At 71.8% G+C, this 15,873-nt stretch carries 14 protein-coding genes; 6 read left to right on the top strand and 8 right to left on the bottom strand.

All coding sequences use genetic code 11. The features are described from left to right. Positions 1-131 precede the first annotated feature (131 nt). From ACFYPM_RS07410 to ACFYPM_RS07395, 4 genes are all read left to right on the top strand, one after another. A complete protein-coding gene (locus ACFYPM_RS07410; RefSeq protein ID WP_387192194.1) occupies positions 132-770 on the top strand; it encodes a TetR/AcrR family transcriptional regulator in 639 nt (212 codons plus the stop codon). Positions 771-834: 64 nt separating this feature from the next. Beyond that, positions 835-1,062: a DUF3107 domain-containing protein gene (locus tag ACFYPM_RS07405; RefSeq protein WP_124822399.1), complete on the top strand. Its 228-nt coding sequence runs from the start codon at positions 835-837 to the stop codon at positions 1,060-1,062. Positions 1,063-1,535: 473 nt separating this feature from the next. Continuing rightward, the gene (locus ACFYPM_RS07400; protein WP_387192192.1) at positions 1,536-3,242 is read left to right on the top strand and encodes a DEAD/DEAH box helicase; all 1,707 of its coding nucleotides are present in this window, start codon (positions 1,536-1,538) and stop codon (positions 3,240-3,242) included. An 88-nt stretch (positions 3,243-3,330) separates the two neighbouring features. Continuing rightward, the gene (locus tag ACFYPM_RS07395; protein ID WP_387192190.1) at positions 3,331-4,512 is read left to right on the top strand and encodes a class I SAM-dependent methyltransferase; all 1,182 of its coding nucleotides are present in this window, start codon (positions 3,331-3,333) and stop codon (positions 4,510-4,512) included. A gap of 10 nt (positions 4,513-4,522) precedes the next feature. Here ACFYPM_RS07395 and ACFYPM_RS07390 read toward each other — a convergent pair whose 3' ends face one another. Then, a complete protein-coding gene (locus tag ACFYPM_RS07390; RefSeq protein ID WP_387192188.1) occupies positions 4,523-4,981 on the bottom strand; it encodes a hypothetical protein in 459 nt (152 codons plus the stop codon). 248 nt (positions 4,982-5,229) lie between these two features. On the opposite strand from ACFYPM_RS07390, the gene ACFYPM_RS07385 reads away from it, so the two are divergent. Further along, the gene (locus tag ACFYPM_RS07385) at positions 5,230-5,646 is read left to right on the top strand and encodes a helix-turn-helix domain-containing protein (protein WP_387192186.1); all 417 of its coding nucleotides are present in this window, start codon (positions 5,230-5,232) and stop codon (positions 5,644-5,646) included. 400 nt (positions 5,647-6,046) lie between these two features. On the opposite strand, the gene ACFYPM_RS07380 is transcribed toward ACFYPM_RS07385, so the two are convergent. The 3 genes from ACFYPM_RS07380 to ACFYPM_RS07370 all read right to left on the bottom strand — a co-directional run bounded on the left by ACFYPM_RS07380 (position 6,047) and on the right by ACFYPM_RS07370 (position 11,191). After that, entirely contained in the window at positions 6,047-7,093 is a 1,047-nt protein-coding gene (locus ACFYPM_RS07380; RefSeq protein ID WP_387192184.1) for a hypothetical protein, read from the bottom strand. Between the two features lie 133 nt (positions 7,094-7,226). Beyond that, positions 7,227-9,347, bottom strand: coding sequence for a RecQ family ATP-dependent DNA helicase (locus ACFYPM_RS07375; RefSeq protein WP_387192182.1), 2,121 nt, complete (start codon positions 9,345-9,347; stop codon positions 7,227-7,229). A 59-nt stretch (positions 9,348-9,406) separates the two neighbouring features. Beyond that, on the bottom strand, positions 9,407-11,191 hold the full coding sequence (locus ACFYPM_RS07370; RefSeq protein ID WP_387192180.1) for a BTAD domain-containing putative transcriptional regulator: 1,785 nt from the start codon (positions 11,189-11,191) through the stop codon (positions 9,407-9,409). Between the two features lie 141 nt (positions 11,192-11,332). Between ACFYPM_RS07370 and ACFYPM_RS07365 the strand changes: the two genes are divergently transcribed. Further along, positions 11,333-12,166, top strand: coding sequence for a hypothetical protein (locus ACFYPM_RS07365; protein WP_387192178.1), 834 nt, complete (start codon positions 11,333-11,335; stop codon positions 12,164-12,166). 59 nt (positions 12,167-12,225) lie between these two features. Here the strand turns inward: ACFYPM_RS07365 and ACFYPM_RS07360 are convergent, their stop codons facing one another. The 4 genes from ACFYPM_RS07360 to ACFYPM_RS07345 all read right to left on the bottom strand — a co-directional run bounded on the left by ACFYPM_RS07360 (position 12,226) and on the right by ACFYPM_RS07345 (position 15,855). Then, positions 12,226-12,972, bottom strand: coding sequence for an SDR family NAD(P)-dependent oxidoreductase (locus ACFYPM_RS07360; protein ID WP_387192176.1), 747 nt, complete (start codon positions 12,970-12,972; stop codon positions 12,226-12,228). 110 nt (positions 12,973-13,082) lie between these two features. Further along, on the bottom strand, positions 13,083-14,186 hold the full coding sequence (locus tag ACFYPM_RS07355) for a branched-chain amino acid ABC transporter permease (RefSeq protein ID WP_387192174.1): 1,104 nt from the start codon (positions 14,184-14,186) through the stop codon (positions 13,083-13,085). Next, entirely contained in the window at positions 14,183-15,073 is an 891-nt protein-coding gene (locus tag ACFYPM_RS07350; RefSeq protein ID WP_387192172.1) for a branched-chain amino acid ABC transporter permease, read from the bottom strand. The genes ACFYPM_RS07355 and ACFYPM_RS07350 overlap by 4 nt, the downstream gene beginning before the upstream one ends. Then, positions 15,073-15,855, bottom strand: a complete 783-nt coding sequence (locus ACFYPM_RS07345; RefSeq protein ID WP_387192170.1) for an ABC transporter ATP-binding protein — start codon at positions 15,853-15,855, stop codon at positions 15,073-15,075. Before ACFYPM_RS07345 ends, ACFYPM_RS07350 begins: the two co-directional genes overlap by 1 nt. Positions 15,856-15,873: the final 18 nt, after the last annotated feature.

The following is a 15,873-nucleotide window of genomic DNA, read 5'->3' as shown; positions in this document are numbered from 1 at the left end:
CCCCGCTGAGGCTACCGTGTGCCGAGAGTGGCGATAAGTTACAGCGGCGGGCCATTTCCACGACGGGGGTCACGGGCTTCGCCCGGTCTGGGGGGAAAATGCCGGCTCGTACGGAGAACTCGGAGGATTTCATGAGCGCTGCGGGGAACGGTGCACAGACCGCCGGCCGGCCCACCCGCCTGCCCCGCTCCGCGCGCCGTAAGCAGCTTCTCGCTGCGGCGCAGGAGGTGTTCGTCGCGCAGGGCTACCACGCCGCCGCGATGGACGACATCGCCGAGCGGGCCGGGGTCTCCAAGCCGGTGCTCTACCAACACTTCCCCGGAAAAATGGATCTCTACCTGGCGCTGCTCGACACGCACTGTGACGCCATCGTCGCTCAGGTGCAGGATGCGATGCGCGGCACCAGTGACAACAAGGAGCGCGTCGGCGCGTCGGTGCGCGCGTACTTCGACTTCGTCGACCACGAGAGCGAGGCCTTCCGCCTCGTCTTCGAGTCGGACCTGCGCAACGACCCGGCGGTGCGACAGCGGGTCGAGCGGGTCGAGCAGGGCTGCATCGCGGCGATCACCGACACCATCATCTCGGACACCGGCGTGAGCCGGGCCCACGCCGAACTGCTCGCCTCCGGGCTGGTCGGCGCGGCGGAGACGGCCGCGCAGTTCTGGCTGGCCGGCGGCCGTCAGGTGCCGAAGGCCGAGGCCGAGGCGTTGGTGGCCACGCTGTCCTGGCGCGGCATCGCGAGCTTCCCGCTGCAAGGTGAGTCAGCCTGACCGCCGACCCCGTGATCGGATAGCCTTCGCAGGGCGGTTCTCTCGCCCCAGTTGAGGAGGCACAGTGGAGGTCAAGATCGGCGTGCAGTACGCGCCGCGTGAGCTGGTAGTAGACAGCGCACAGTCGCCGGCCGAGATCGAGCAGATCGTGACCGACGCCTTCGCCGGTAACGGCGGCACGCTCTCCCTGACCGACGAGAAGGGCCGACGGGTCATCGTGCCGATCGAGAAGGTCGCCTACGTCGAGATCGCCGAGGCGTCGTCCCGGGCGGTCGGCTTCACCGTCCGCTGACCGGGCCGGCCATCGCGGCAGGTAGGCGTGGGGCCACCTGCCGCGGGCCGGCATCGGTGCTCGGCGGTTCCGGCCGGCGCTCCGCCGCGCCGTGCCGTGCCACGCTCGATGCGGCGACCCTGTTGGGGTTCTGCCGCACCTCTCTCGGATGGCGTCGCGCGACCCCGACCCGGACGCCCGCGCCGCCAGCGGTGACTCGCGCAGGGTACGCCCCGGCCGGCGCATTTGTGACGCAGGTCACAATCATTGCCCCCGCGTGTCGCCTGGCCGGCCGGGAATCGGGACGAAGCCATGCCTGTTCAGGTAGCATGGAGCAGTTGCCGTGGGCGCCGATCTGATCGAAGCTCAGCCCGCGGCGCGCGTGCGGCCCGGTCCGGCTCGGCAATCTGCCGCCGACCGTGTGGCCCGCGTCATACCGAACGCGCCCTGAGGACATGACGGGCGCACCCACGAGAGGGCACCCCCACATCCACATGAGCGACCTGACTCAAGATCTGCTGGACGGCCAGGAACTGGCCCCCACCGCCCCGGTTCGACCGGAGGCCCCCACGTTCGCCGCCCTCGGCGCCCGCGCCGAGACCGTCGAGGCCCTGGCCTCGGCCGGCATCACCCGCGCCTTCGCCATCCAGGAATACGCGATCCCGATCGCGCTGCGCGGCGTCGACCTGATCGGTCAGGCGCCCACCGGCACCGGCAAGACCCTCGGTTTCGGCGTACCGCTGCTGGACCGGGTCTTCGCCCCGGGCGAGGGCAGCGACGGCGTCCCCCAGGCGCTGGTCGTCGTCCCCACCCGTGAGCTGGGCATCCAGGTCGCCAAGGACCTGGCCGCCGCCGGCCGGACGCGTGGCGTCCGGGTGCTGCCGATCTATGGCGGTGTGGCGTACGAGCCGCAGATCGACGCGCTGCGCAAGGGCGTCGAGATCCTGGTCGGCACCCCCGGCCGGCTGATGGACCTGCAGAAGCAGAAGCACCTCCGTCTGGACCGGGTGCACGCGCTCGTGCTCGACGAGGCCGACCGGATGCTCGACCTGGGCTTCCTCGACGACGTCGAGAAGATCCTGGCGATGCTCCCGGAAGACCGCCAGACAATGCTCTTCTCGGCCACCATGCCGGACCCGATCGTCACCCTGTCGCGGCGTTTCCTGCGCCAGCCGATGACGATCCACGCCGGGCACACCGCCGAGACCGGTCCGTCGCCGCAGACCCAGCAACTGGTCTACCGCACCCACTCGATGAACAAGGTCGAGGTGGTGGCGCGCATCCTCCAGGCGGAGGGGCGTGGGCTGACCATGATCTTCACGCGTACCAAGCGGGCCGCCGACCGGGTCGCCGAGGACCTCGACTTCCGCGGCTTCGCGGTCGCGGCGGTGCACGGTGACCTCGGCCAGGGTGCTCGCGAGCGGGCACTGCGCGCCTTCCGGGCCGGCAAGATCGACATCCTGGTCGCCACCGACGTGGCGGCCCGCGGGCTGGACGTCACAGGCGTCACCCACGTCATCAACTACGACTGCCCGGAAGACCAGGACACCTACACCCACCGGATCGGTCGTACCGGCCGGGCCGGCGCAACGGGCGTCGCGGTGACCTTCGTCGACTGGGACGACATGCCGCGCTGGCGGATCATCGACAAGACCCTCGGTCTGGAGATGCCGGAGCCCCCGGAGACGTACCACACGTCGCCGCACCTCTACACCGACCTGCACATCCCGACCGAGGTCAGCGGCACCCTGCCGACGGCCGAGCGCACCCGGGCCGGGTTGTCCGCCGAGATCGAAGAGGATCTGGGTGGCACGACCCGCTCCCGCCGGGGCGACAGTGGTGGCGGCCGGAGCCCTCGACGTGGTGAGGGCCGTGGCGAGGGCCGTGGCGAGCGCCGTGGTCGGGGTGACGGTCGTCGGGACCGCTCCGACGCCGGCACGCCAGCCGTCGCCGAGGCGCCCGTTGCCGACGTGCCCGTCGACGACGCGGCTGAGGAAGGCACCCGTACCCCCCGCCGTCGGCGTCGCCGCCGGGCCGGCGAGGCGGTCGCTGGCGAGCCGACCGCGGTGATCACCGCCGACGCCGGCCCCACCGAGCCGGCCGCCGCGTCCGACGGCGAGCCGTCGAAGCCGCGCCGCCGTCGACGCCGCCGTGGTGGCGGTTCCGATGCGGGTACGCCGGCCGAAGCGACAGCCGACTGACCACCAGCAACACCTGACATCCCCCGCACCGCCTCGCGCGGTGCGGGGGATGTTCCCTTCTCCCACCCCACCTGCCGGGAATGGAACGATGCCGGAATCACTGGAAGCCGCCCTGACCGAGGTCCGAGCCTTGCTGCTCGACCCCGCGCTGACCCGGGCGGTTGCCGCCGGACGCCGCCGCGGGCGCCGCCCCACCGTCGAGCGGGCGGAACTGCGGCCGGTTGCGCTCAAGGCCGGGCCGCGAATGCAGATCACCACGTCCGACGGCGCTCGCCCGTACACCCGCAATCTCGCCGCCGGCCCGGACGCCGCTGCGGCGGTCGACGAACTGCTGGCCGAGCCGTTCGGCAACTGGCACGTGGAGACGACCGCGGCGACGCTGCAACTACGGGTGACCAAGTCCGGTGAGGCGCAGGTACACCGGGCTGCGGCGTCCCGTCCGGCAGCCGCGCCGAGCGGCAACGATCGGGCGAAGGAGTACCTGCTCGACCCCGGGGACCCGATCTTCGCCGAGATCGGCGGCTCGGCGGCCAAGCGCCGCCAGGTGGACGCGTTCCTGCGCGCGCTGGCCGCGACCCTGCCCGACGACCTGACCGGTCCGCTCCGGGTGGTCGACCTGGGCTGCGGCAACGCCTACCTGACGTTCGCCGCGTACCGCTACCTGACGACCCGTGGGCTCGACGTGCAGTTGGTCGGCGTGGACGTCCGGGAGGACCAGCGGCGGCGCAACACCGAGCTGGCGCAACGGCTGGGCTGGGCCGACCGGATCAGCTTCGTGGCCGGCACGATCGCCGACGCCGTCGTCGACCCTGCCCCCGACCTGGTGCTGGCGCTGCACGCCTGCGACACCGCCACCGACGAGGCGCTGGCCCGTGCGGTGCGCTGGGAGGCCCGTTGGGTGCTGGCCGCACCGTGCTGCCACCACGACCTGGCCAAGCAGCTCCGCGCCCATCCGGCCCCGACGCCGTACGAGCTGCTGACCCGGCAGGGCATCCTGCGGGAGCGCTTCGCCGACGTGCTCACCGACGCGCTGCGGGCCGGACTGCTGCGGGTGCACGGCTACCGGACCGAGGTGGTGGAGTTCGTGGACTCCCAGCACACGCCCCGCAACCTGCTGATCCGCGCCCGACGCACCGGCGCCGAGTCGACCGGACCGCAGCGCGAGGAGTACCGCGAGCTGGTGGACCAGTGGCGGGTCACACCCCGGCTGGAGACCCTGCTGGCCGCCGACGGGCAGCCAACCGACCGGCAGCCGGCGGCGGCGGCGTAGTCGACACGCTCTAACGACGCCGTTCGCCGTTGCCGCCGCGATCCCGGCCACCGGTGCGCTCGCCGGCACCACGGTCGAGGACCGTCACCCGCTCGCCACCGCTCCGCTGACCGGCCCATCCGCCGTCGGCCGGGGCGGTGGGGAACGGCACCACCTTGCCCGTGCTCTCGGCGTTGCCGGCGGCGGCGAAGGCGTTCCAGGAGATGTCGACAAGCAGCTTCTTCATCTCCGCGTGCCGGATGGCGGCATTGTGTTGCAACGCCATCCGGGCACCCAGTACCACGCCGACGAGCGTGGTGGTGATCGCGCCGGTGGCTGCCAGCACGTATTGGCCGGTCGCGGAGTCGGTGCGGAGCACCAGGACCAGCAGCCAGATCCAGAACCCGGCGGCGAAGACGCCAGCCTTGGCGACGAAGAAGAGGCTGACCGCACCGGGCTGGTACGGCTGGGGGCGGCTCGATTCGGCCATGGTGCTCCTCGGCGGTGGTCCGGTCGAACATGGCTGGCGTTCAGACGCCATGCCGGGGCGGGCACCGAGCCTAATGGAGGAACGACGGTGATCGCTCGATGCAATTTTCATTCTGCACACACGCTTCCAGAGAAAAGTCTCGTCCACGGGACAGTTTGTGCGCTCAGACAATTGTTTCGCGCCCCGGGCGTACTACCCTCGGAAGGCGCATCGTCCCGGTGCTCCGGCAGGGGGGAAGACACGCAGGGATGGGATCAGCCGACGTAACACCGCAAATGGCCTTCGCCCGCTTCGTCCGGCGCGCCATCGACGACGCCCGCGACGACCGTGGCTGGACCGTGACCGATCTTGCCGCGCACACCGGCGTGGGTCGCTCCACCGTGTTCCGCTGGCTGGCTGGTGACTGGCAGGACTACCCCGAACTGGCCAAGGTGCGCGGCTTCTGTGCCGCACTGGACCTCCCGGTCGCCGCCGCGTTCCGCGCGCTCGGCCTGCCCGACGCCGGCCCCACTCCCCGCCGACGCCACGACGACGGCCCGGTAGAGGCCGACGTCCGGGCCATCCTCGACCGGCTGGCCGACCCGACGGTCCCCGCCGAGGAGAAACACCACATCCGCGACCTGCTGCGCTACCTGGCCCGCCGCCCAGTCCGCCGAGCGGGCTAACCCCGCACGCCCCACCCGCACGCCTCACGCCCACACCCACACCCACGCCCACGCCCACACCCACGCCCACGCCGTTGATCATGAGGTCATGGCCACCCCAACGCCGTTGCGTTAGGCGGAATGACTGCTCGTCAACCGATCCTGCATCGCGATCTTGCACTTTCTGCCCCGACATTAGGGTGCATTCCCGCTTAAATCGGCGACAGGAAGTGCAAGATCGGCGCGGATCTCCTGCTCGACGTGGCTTGATCTACAAGCCTCGATGGTCAGCAGCGGGTTGGTCCGGCGGCCACTGCCCTGACGCAACGGCGTTGATTGCCACCCGTAACGGCGTGTCGGGGCAATAACCTCATGATCAACGGGGGCGGTGGCGGTGGGATGGGGGTGGGGGTGGGGGGTCCTAGGGGACGGTTAGGGTTAGCTCGGCGGTTCGGACCTTGGCGTTCACCTGGAAGTCTAGGTAGAGGCGGTAGCGGCCCGGACCGGGAGTGGTCAACCAGAACTTGACCTGGCCGTCCACCAGTTCCGGCTCCGGGTGCACGTGCAGATAGCCGAGGTCGCCCTCGCGCAACGCCACCAGGTGCCCGTACGCCCCGAGGTACCGCTCCAGTGGGGCGGCACCGCCGACGCCGTCGATCCGGAAGGTGACCGGCACTGTCGCCCCGGCCTGCGGAGTCCCCAGGTAGCCGACGGTGAACCCGTCCACCGTCGTCGAGGTGGCCGGGGCGGGCAGCGACCGGGGCTGGTAGTCGCCGGGCGCGACCAGGTCGGCGCCGAGGGTCACCGCGGTCTGCGTGCCGTTGTCGGCAACCACGGTGAAGTCGGCGTACGCGCGCCAGACGCCGGGCTGCGCGAGAGTCAACGGCACCGACCAGGTGCCGTCCGCCGCCATCGTCGGGTGCAGGTGCTGGTAACCGGTCACGTCCCGCCGGACGACGATGAGGTGCAGCGGCTTGTCGTGCACGATGGCGAACCGGGTGACCGGCCGGCGCTGCGCGTCGCGCACCTGGAAGCGGAGTTGACCGGGGCGACCCGCCGCGAACTCGGTGACCAGGGGGGTCAGGGTGAACCCGGCCGCGCTGACCGCCAGCCCGCCCGGCTCGGTGGCCGCGCCCTGATCGGTGGTCGTGGCGGAGCCGTGGTTGTGCGGCGCGACGCCCGGCGGGTCGGTGTGCTCGGCGGCCAACGACGGGCTGCCGGTGGTCCCCGCGGCGTTCAACCGGCCGAGGCCGAAGCCGAGCAGCACCGCCAGCACCAGCCCGCCAACCACCAACGCCAGCCGGAGTGTGCTCCGATCCGGTGCGGCGGAGACCTGGTCGGACACCACCGCCGGATCGGGGACCCGGTCAGAGATCACCACCGCGTCGGGGACCCGGTCAGAGATCACCACCGCGTCGGGGACCCGGTCAGGCACCACCGGCACGGCGGCGGGGCGCTGGTCGGTCATGCCGCCCACCGTACCGCCGCGACGGACCACCCCGGTCCGACGCCCGGACGGGGTGGCGACCGTCGCATTCGCCGCCGCCCAGGAACTATCCCGCACCGACGTGCGCGCGGCGCTCCACCCGGGTCGCGGCAGGTCAGCCGGCCACGGCGAGGGCGAGCGGGAGCACGTCGGGCGCGCCCGCCCGGCGCAGTGCCCGAGCCACCAGGGTCATCGTCCAGCCCGAGTCGACCAGGTCGTCGACGAGCAGCACCGGGCCGTCCAGCCCGGCCAGGGCATCGGCCAGGTCGACCGGCACGGTGAACGTGTCGTGCAGCGCGCGTACCCGTTGGGCGCTGTTGCCGCGCGGACCGGCCGGCCCTCCAGGACCGGCCGGGGTGACCTCGCCGAGCAGCGGCAACCGGCCCACGGCGGCGATCCGCTCGGCCAACGAGCCGACCAGCCGGGGCCGTCGCCGGGAACCCACCGCGACCACACCCACCGGCCGGCGCGGCCACGGGTCGTCGCCGTGCGCCCACGCCTTCAACACCTCCACCACGGCCCCGACGACGTCGTCGGGCACCGGCGCGTCCGGCGCCTCCGGGCCGACGAGGTCGCGCAGCCGGCCACCCCAACCCAGGTCGGAGAGGCGCCCGACGGCCCGCCCCGGCAGCGCCTGCTCCGCCGGAGCGATCCGGCCCTTGAGGGGTACGCCCACCGCGTCCAAGCCGGTCGGCCAGAGCTTCTTGGGCGCGATCTCCACGCCAGGTCGACCCAGGAACGTCTGCGCGGCGGCGAGCGCGGCCGTCGACACGTCGGCGGCGAAGATCGGGTCGGCGCACCTGTCGCACCGCCCGCAGTCGGCCGCCCCGGTGTCGTCCAGGCACTCCCGCAGATACCGCATCCGGCAGTCGGGCGTGGTCGCGTACTCCCGCATGGCCTGTTGCTCGACGGTGCGTGCCTCGGCGACGCGGCGCAGCCGGGCCTCGTCGTAGACCCAGGGCTCTCCGGTGGCGAGCCAACCGCCGCGCACCCGGCGGACCGCGCCGTCCACGTCGAGCACCTTGAGCATCAGTTCCAGGCGGGTCCGGCGCAGGTCGACGAGGGGTTCAAGGGCCTGGGTGCTGAGCGGGCGGTCGCTGTGCAGTGCGGCCAGCACGGCACGCACCTGCTGCTCCGCAGGGAACGCCAGCGAGGCGAAGTAGCGCCAGATGGCCGCGTCCTCGACGCCGGGCAGCAGCAGCACCTCGGCGTGCTCCACGGCGCGGCCGGCGCGGCCGACCTGCTGGTAGTACGCGATCGGTGAGGGGGGTGCGCCGAGGTGGACGACGAAGCCCAAATCGGGTTTGTCGAAGCCCATGCCGAGCGCGCTGGTGGCGACCAACGCCTTGATCTTGTTGTCGAGCAGGTCCTGCTCGGCGGCTCGCCGGTCGGCGTCCTCGACCTGCCCCGTGTACGAGGAGACTGGGTAGCCGCGGGAGCGCAGGAAATCGGCCGTCTCCCCCGCTGCCGCCACGGTCAGTGTGTAGACGATGCCCGAGCCGGGCAGCTGGTCCAGGTGGTCGGCGAGCCAGGCCAATCGGTGCGCCGGGCTGGGCAGGTCGAGTACACCGAGGCGCAGCGACTCGCGGTCCAGGGTGCCGCGCAGGACGAGGGCGTCACCCAACTGCTCCGCCACGTCCTGGCTGACCCTGGTGTTGGCGGTGGCGGTGGTGGCCAGCACGGGCGTGCGCTCGGGCAGCTCGGCGAGGAACGTGCGCAGCCGCCGGTAGTCGGGGCGAAAGTCGTGCCCCCAGTCGGAGACGCAGTGCGCCTCGTCGACCACCAGCAGCCCGGTGGTCGCGGCCAGCTTGGGCAGCACGCCGTCGCGGAAGTCCGGGTTGTTGAGCCGCTCCGGGCTGATCAGCAGCACGTCCACCGCACCGGTCTGGATCTCGGCGGTGATCTCGTCCCACTCGTCGAGGTTCGCCGAGTTGATCGTGCGGGCCCGGATGCCGGCCCGGGCAGCGGCCTCGACCTGGTTGCGCATCAACGCCAGCAGCGGGGACACGATGACGGTCGGGCCGTGCTCACCGCTCTCTCGCAGCAGGGCGGTGGCCACGAAGTAGACAGCCGACTTGCCCCAACCGGTGCGCTGCACACAGAGCACCCGCCGCCGGTCGACGACCAGGGCTTCGATCGCCCGCCACTGATCCTCGCGCAGCCGGGCGTGATCGCCGGCCAGCCGACGCAGCACCGCCTCGGCCCGCTCCCGTACCGCCGCCCGCTCGTCGCCCATCCGGCATTTCTACCAGCAACGGGAGACGTCCCTCCCCGTCGCGCCCTGTGCGGGTCGCCTCACTCGACCCGGTCGGGCGTGGCGGTGGGTGCGGCGGGCACCGGCGGCGGGGGGAAGAAGATGAGCAGCTCGCGCAGGGAGTCAGTGAGCACCGGCGGGAGGAGGCAACGGCCAGCCAGGTCCTCCATCGAGCCGAACGGGCCACGGAGCCAACGGTCCATCACCACCTGCCGCGCCTGCCCGGCGGTGATCCCGGGCAGCTCGGCGATCGTCCGCTCCCCGACCGCGTTGACGTCCACCAGGCCGCCGTCGTCGAAGGTGCGGTACAGGTCGGGCCGGCCGATGTGCAGCTCCTGCCGCGCCGCCGGGTAGTGGTAGAGCAGGTAGCGGGCCTGCTCACGGCGGACCCGACGGTCGTCGACCACCGGCGCAGGCGACCCCGCGATCCGATTGGTGAGGGCCGTCCAGAGCGCGCCGTTGAGCAAAATCGTGTGCACGACCCCGATTAGCCAGACGAGCATCCAGGCCACGATCAGGAGACCTTCGGTGTCGCTCATCTCCTCCGAGTCGCTGTTGCCGAACATCGCGATGATCGTGGCGGTCAGCGACAGGTAACCCAGACCGGTGAGCCCGTTGCGCCAGCTCCGCCGCCAACTGGCGTAGAACAGCACCACCAGCCAGGTGAGCAGACCGAAGGAGAACACCGCGGTCAGCGTGCCGACGATCGTCACGCTGACACTCAGCCACCTCGGCGCCGACGGCCCCCGGGTGTTCCGGGACGAATGCCCGTCCGGGGGCACCGCGACCGGAAACGGAACGGGCGGCGGGGTGAACGCGACAGCTGGCGACCCGGGCGGGCTGGGGTGCGCGGTCGGCGGCGGCACGGCCGGCGCGGGCGGCACGGGCGGCGTTGGTACGGGCGGCGCGGGCGGCGCTGGCACGGGCGGCGTTGGCGCGGGCGGCGTGGGCGCGGGCGGCGTGGGCGGCGGCGGCGCGGGTGGGTCGGCTGGTTGGCGAGGGCTGGGAGCCGGCATGGGTCGGGACAGTTCCGGCTCGCTCGACGGCTTCGCCACCGTGAGGGTCGGGTCGGAGCAGAGGATGCGGCGGTGCAGGGCCTGAAGCGCCTCACCCGGCCCGATGCCGTACTCCTCCCGGAGCAGGTCGCCGAACTCCCGGTAGGCCGCGAGCGCCTCCGCCTGCCGCCCACTGCGATAGAGCGCCAGCATGAGTTGGTGCCGCGGTCGTTCCCGGACCGGGAACTCGGCCACCAACTCCACCAACTCCCCGACCATCTCCCGGTGCCGGCCGAGGTCCAGCATCAGGTTGGCCCGGGTCTCCAACGCCACCGCCCGCAGCTCGATCAACCGTTGCCGGGCCGCCTCCAGGAACGGCCCGGTGAAGCCGGTGAACGGCTCGCCCTGCCAGAGCGCCAGGGCGGTGGCCAGTTCGGTCAACGCCTCGGCGGCACGACCCTCGGCCCGGCGCTGCCGGGCGCGGTGGATCCCCCGCTGGAAACGGACCGCGTCGACCGCGTCCGGATCGACGCGGAGCAGATAACCGGCATCGGTCAGGCTCAACACCTGGCCCGGCGTACGCGGCGACCGCTCCGGCTCCAACACCCGGCGCAACCCGGCGACGTACTTCTGCACCACGTTGGGGCCGTTCGCGGGCGGATCCTCCGGCCAGACCGCCTCGACGATCTGCCCGGTGGACACCGGACGGCCCACGGAGAGCAGCAGCACGGTCAGCACAGCACGCTGTTTGCCGGGACCGAGGTCGATCTCGCGGTCTGCGTACCAGGCCCGCTGAAGCCCGAGGATCTCGAAACGCAGCGTTGCTGACATGCCTATTCCCGCTCCTGACACCTCCGGCAGCGCCGGACGGCAGTGCCCGGCAGCCGGACGGCAGCATATCGGCAGCCGCACCGCCGTGCCTGCCGACAACATGGACATCGGCACCAGCCACGCAGCGAGAAAGAGAATGTGATGACACAGGCAACGGGCACCGCGAGCGCCACCCGCCGCACGGTCGGCGTGATCGCCGCCATGCTGGCCACGACCACCCTGCTCGGGGGGTGCGGACCCACGAGCGGACCAGCCTCGGCACCGCGGAGCAACCCGAGCGACAGCCCGAGCGCCAGCCCGACCGCCGACCCGAAGCAGGTGCTCCTGGATGCCGTTCCGGAGGGCACCGAGGGGGCGTTCCGGTTCACCGGCAAGGACTCGTCCAGCACGCTGAGCGGGCGGGTCGACCCGGACGCGAAGGGCATCGAGGTGAACAGCACGATCGCGCCCGGCTCGGAGGGCATCACCGTCAAGATGTCGGTGCTGATCATCGCCGATGAGCTGTGGATGAAGGCGAAGCTGACCGGCCAGGCGGGGCTGCCGAAGTTCCCGGACAAGTGGATGAAGCTGGACCGCACCAAGCTTTCCGACAACGCTGGCATCCCGACCTACGACGGTGCGGACCAGGGCAACGCCGGTCCGCTCATCGAGGCGGCCACCTCGGTCGAGGAGCAGAGCCCCGGGACGTACGTCGGGTTCATCGACGTGAGCGCCGGGGAGGCGGCGAAGGCGTTCGACGACGGCGAGGCTGCGGCGCTGGGCGACGCCGGCAAGAAGGTGCCGTTCACGGCAGTCGTCGGCGCGGACAAGAACCTGACCTCGCTGACGCTGAAGATCCCGGCCGCCGGCAAGGCGAAGGCGTACGACTACGTCGTCAACTACGCCGACTACGGCACCACTCCGAAGATCAGCGTACCGACCGGCGCCGCTGCGACGAAGGCGCCGCCGATGGCGTACGAGTTGCTGAACGGCTGACCCTTGACATAGGAGGGCGGCGACCAAACGGGGGGTCGCCGCCCTCTGCGTTCGTGTGGTCAGCGGCCGAGGACCGAGCCCCCGTTGACACCGAGGACCTGGCCGGTGACGTATCCGGCGGCCGGGCTCGCGAGATAGCGGACGGCCTCGGCGATGTCGTCCGGCAGCCCGGCCCGCCCGACCAGGGTCGCCGCCACCCGCTGCGCGTGCCCCTCGGCGGTCATCCGGTCGCCGAAGAACTCGGTCTCGGCGACATAACCGGGGCTCACCACGTTGACCGTGATCTGGTCCGGGCCGAGCTTCGCGGCCAGGTCGTACGCCCAACCGTGCAGAGCCGCCTTCGCGGCTGAGTACGCCCCACCGCCGCCACGCTGGGCGGCGATCGAACTGACCAGGATCACCCGCCCGCCGGGCCGACGCAGGACCGGCCGCAGCGCCTCGGTCAGCAGCACGGCGGTGAGCACGTTGGCGTCCAGGTTGGCTCGCCAGTGCGCGGCGGTCCCCTCCAGCGTGGAGGTGTCCCCGCCCAGGTAGCCGCCGGCGTTGTTGACCACCACGTCGACCGGCCGACCGCCGACCGCCGCGAGCACCCGCTCGAGTTGCTCCGGCTCGGTCAGGTCCGCGGTCACGGCGGTCACGGCGTCCGGCCGCCCGCAGTCGACCGAGATCTGCGAGGCGGCGGCCGACAACACGTCGGCTCGCCGCCCGACGATCACTACGTCGTACCCGTCCCGAACAAGCGAACCGGCAACGGCCGCTCCAATCCCGGTCCCACCCCCACTGACAACAGCAACCCGAGAATCCATCTCCCCAACCTCCCCATGCACTGAAACCCGTCGATCATGAAGTTATCGCCATCCGCCGCGACGTGTCGCGGCGATAACTCCATGATCGACGGGCTCAGAGGGGGGTGGGGTCAGCGTGGGGGGCGGAGGGCTTTGGTTAGGTGGGACAGGCGGGGGGCCAGGCTGGTCAGGCCTCCTGGGAAGAAGTAGACGGCCAGGATGAAGACCGTGCCCAGGACGAACAGCGGCTGGCTCAGCGGGCGACTGAGGACGGCCGGCAGGTTGCCCACCGCGTCGCTCGTGCCGAACGCGGTGAGCCGGTGGTCCAGGTACATGTAGAGGACGCCGCCGAGCACCGGCCCCCAGCGGGTGCCCGGCCCGCCGAGCACCACCATGACCAGCAGCGACAGGGTCAGCTCGGAGGACGTGATGTGCGGTGAGGCGCCGCCGACGATCAGGACGTAGACCACCCCGCCCGCCGACGCCAGCCCGCCGGCGAGAGTGAACGCCACCAGCTTGTAGCGGTACGGGTCCAGCCCGAGCACGCCGATCCGCCGCTCGTCGTCACGCAGACCGGCGAGCACCCGACCGGTCGGGGACCCGCTCACCCGGTGCACCACGAAGACCACGAGCGTCAGGTACGCGAGCGCCAGCCAGTACAGGTTGACCGTGTTGGTCACCCCGACCAGACCGGCCGGCAGCCCGGACACGTCCAGCGGCAGACCCTCCTCGCCGCCGGTGAGCCCGCCGAAGTCCCGGGCCACCAGGATCGCGCCGACCTGGGCGAAGGCCAGCGTGACCATGGCGAACGCGATACCCACGGTCCGCAGCGCCACCGCGCCGAGCAACGCGGCGAGGATCGTCCCGCCGGTGATCGTCAACAGCGCCGCCTGCCACAGCGGCAGACCGGCCCGGGTGATGAGGATGTCGGTGCCGTACACGCCGGCGGCGAAGTACAGCGCGTGCCCGAAGGAGAGCATGCCGGTCCGGCCGAAGAGCAGGTCGTAACCGGCTGCCAGGCCACCGAAGATCAGGCAGATGGCGAGCAGTTGCAGGGTGCCGGGTGAGTTGACAGGCCCCTCGAAGATCCCCGGCAGGGAGATCGTCGAGTACGGCAGGATCGCCAGCACCACCACCGCGACCAGCGGCAGGAACGGGCGCACCCGGTGCCACCGCCCCCGCTGCGGGGTCAACTCGTCGGGCACCTGCGCAGGAGGCGCGTCGATCACCGTCATGCCGTTGCCACCTTTCCGGCGATGCCCTGCGGGCGCAGCAGCAGCACCACGGCCAGCAGCCCGACCACGCAGATGTCGCCGAGCCCGGACGTGCCGTAGTAGTTGACGAACTGCTGCACCAGCCCGACCACGACCGCCGCGTACGCGGAGCCGACCACCGAGCCCATCCCACCGATCACCACCACGATGAACGCGAAGATCAGCAGCGAACTGCCCAGGCCGGGCGAGACGGTGCCGAAGTAGACCCCGCCGAGCGCCCCGGCGAGCGCGGCGGCCGCTCCACCGATCGCGAAGACCAGGGTGAACGCCTTGCGCACGTCGATGCCCAGCGCGGTCACCATCTCCCGGTTCTCCACGCCGGCCCGGATCACCAGCCCGTACCGGGTCCAGCGCAGGAACGCCAGGATCGCGCCGAGCACCAGCACCGCCGCGATGATCAGCAGCAGGCCACCGTTGGGCACCTGCGCGCCGAGGATGCCGGTCACCTGCCGGGTCCAGTCCGGACGCGGGAACGGCCGGGCGTCCGCACCCCAGGTGGCCTGCAACAACGCCACCCCGGCCAGCGAGAGCCCGACGGTGACCAGCACCTGCTCGATAGTGCGGGAGTACAGCGGGCGGATCAGCACCAGTTCGACCAGGATCGCCACCAGCGTGCCGGCGGCCACCCCGAAGGCGACCGCGAACACGAAGCCCAACCCGTCCGAGCCGGCGCCCGGCAGGTTGCCCGCCGCCCACCAGGTGCCGTACGCGCCCACGCCGAGGAACAGCCCGTGCGCGAAGTTGAGCACGTCGGCCAGGCCGAAGACCAGGGAGAGGCCGGACGCGACCAGGAAGTACAGCGCCGCCAGGCCGAGCCCGGTCAACGTCAACAGGATCACGGTCCCCATCAGAGCTGGTCCTTCCTCGCGACTGCGGGGCTCGCAAGCTCACTCCTCGCGCTCGGCGTGGCCACCTCCGCGGAGCCCACACCGAGCAGCGACTTCGTCAACGCGGTCTCCAACAGCAACTCGTGGGCGTCGCCGGTCCAGGCCACCCTGCCGGCGGCCAACACCACCGCATCGCGGGCCAGCCGGCGTACCACCGCCAGGTTCTGCTCGACGAGCAGCACCGGCACCGACTCCGCGACGCGTGCCAACACCTCGGCCACCTCGGTCACCACCTTCGGCGCCAACCCCTTGGTCGGCTCGTCGACCAGCAGCAGCCGGTTGTCGTTGAGCAGCACCCGCCCGATCGCGAGCATCTGCTGCTGCCCACCGGAGAGCGAGCCGGCCCGTTGCCGTCCGCGCCGGTCCAGCTCCGGAAAGAGCGCGAAGACCTTGTCGTACGCCGGGCTGGTGCCGCGCCGCTCGGCGAGCCGCAGGTTCTCCGCGACGGTGAGGCCGGCGAACACACACCGGTCCTCGGGCACGTAGCCGAGCCCACCGCGGACCAGCCGGTGGGTGGGTTGGGCCAGCAGGCTCCGCGCGCCCATCCGGATGGTGCCGCGGACCTCTCCGGCGGGTGGGGTGAGGCCGACGATCGCGCGCAGCGTGGTGGTCTTGCCGACGCCGTTGCGGCCGAGCAGGACGGTCACCCCGGTCGGCGCGACCGTGAACGACACCCCCTGCAGGATGTGCAGCCCGGAGATCCGGACCGACAGGTCCTCCACGGTGAGAATCGGTTCGCTCACAGTGCTGCCTCCGTTCGC

This window comes from Micromonospora sp. NPDC005203 (assembly GCF_042872705.1).
Lineage (GTDB): Bacteria > Actinomycetota > Actinomycetes > Mycobacteriales > Micromonosporaceae > Micromonospora.
Note: the sequence above shows the minus strand (reverse complement) of the source record. Positions and strands in the feature narration are given on the sequence as shown.

What these genes read in the sequence shown, in the direction of transcription:
- ACFYPM_RS07370 (WP_387192180.1), bottom strand. Translation starts at nt 11,191, where the DNA reads ATGTCAGCAACGCTGCGTTTCGAGATCCTCGGGCTTCAGCGGGCCTGG.
- ACFYPM_RS07350 (WP_387192172.1), bottom strand. Translation starts at nt 15,073, where the DNA reads ATGGGGACCGTGATCCTGTTGACGTTGACCGGGCTCGGCCTGGCGGCG.
- ACFYPM_RS07360 (WP_387192176.1), bottom strand. Translation starts at nt 12,972, where the DNA reads ATGGATTCTCGGGTTGCTGTTGTCAGTGGGGGTGGGACCGGGATTGGA.
- ACFYPM_RS07375 (WP_387192182.1), bottom strand. Translation starts at nt 9,347, where the DNA reads ATGGGCGACGAGCGGGCGGCGGTACGGGAGCGGGCCGAGGCGGTGCTG.
- ACFYPM_RS07380 (WP_387192184.1), bottom strand. Translation starts at nt 7,093, where the DNA reads ATGACCGACCAGCGCCCCGCCGCCGTGCCGGTGGTGCCTGACCGGGTC.
- ACFYPM_RS07355 (WP_387192174.1), bottom strand. Translation starts at nt 14,186, where the DNA reads ATGACGGTGATCGACGCGCCTCCTGCGCAGGTGCCCGACGAGTTGACC.
- ACFYPM_RS07410 (WP_387192194.1), top strand. Translation starts at nt 132, where the DNA reads ATGAGCGCTGCGGGGAACGGTGCACAGACCGCCGGCCGGCCCACCCGC.
- ACFYPM_RS07385 (WP_387192186.1), top strand. Translation starts at nt 5,230, where the DNA reads ATGGGATCAGCCGACGTAACACCGCAAATGGCCTTCGCCCGCTTCGTC.
- ACFYPM_RS07365 (WP_387192178.1), top strand. Translation starts at nt 11,333, where the DNA reads ATGACACAGGCAACGGGCACCGCGAGCGCCACCCGCCGCACGGTCGGC.
- ACFYPM_RS07390 (WP_387192188.1), bottom strand. Translation starts at nt 4,981, where the DNA reads ATGGCCGAATCGAGCCGCCCCCAGCCGTACCAGCCCGGTGCGGTCAGC.
- ACFYPM_RS07400 (WP_387192192.1), top strand. Translation starts at nt 1,536, where the DNA reads ATGAGCGACCTGACTCAAGATCTGCTGGACGGCCAGGAACTGGCCCCC.
- ACFYPM_RS07395 (WP_387192190.1), top strand. Translation starts at nt 3,331, where the DNA reads ATGCCGGAATCACTGGAAGCCGCCCTGACCGAGGTCCGAGCCTTGCTG.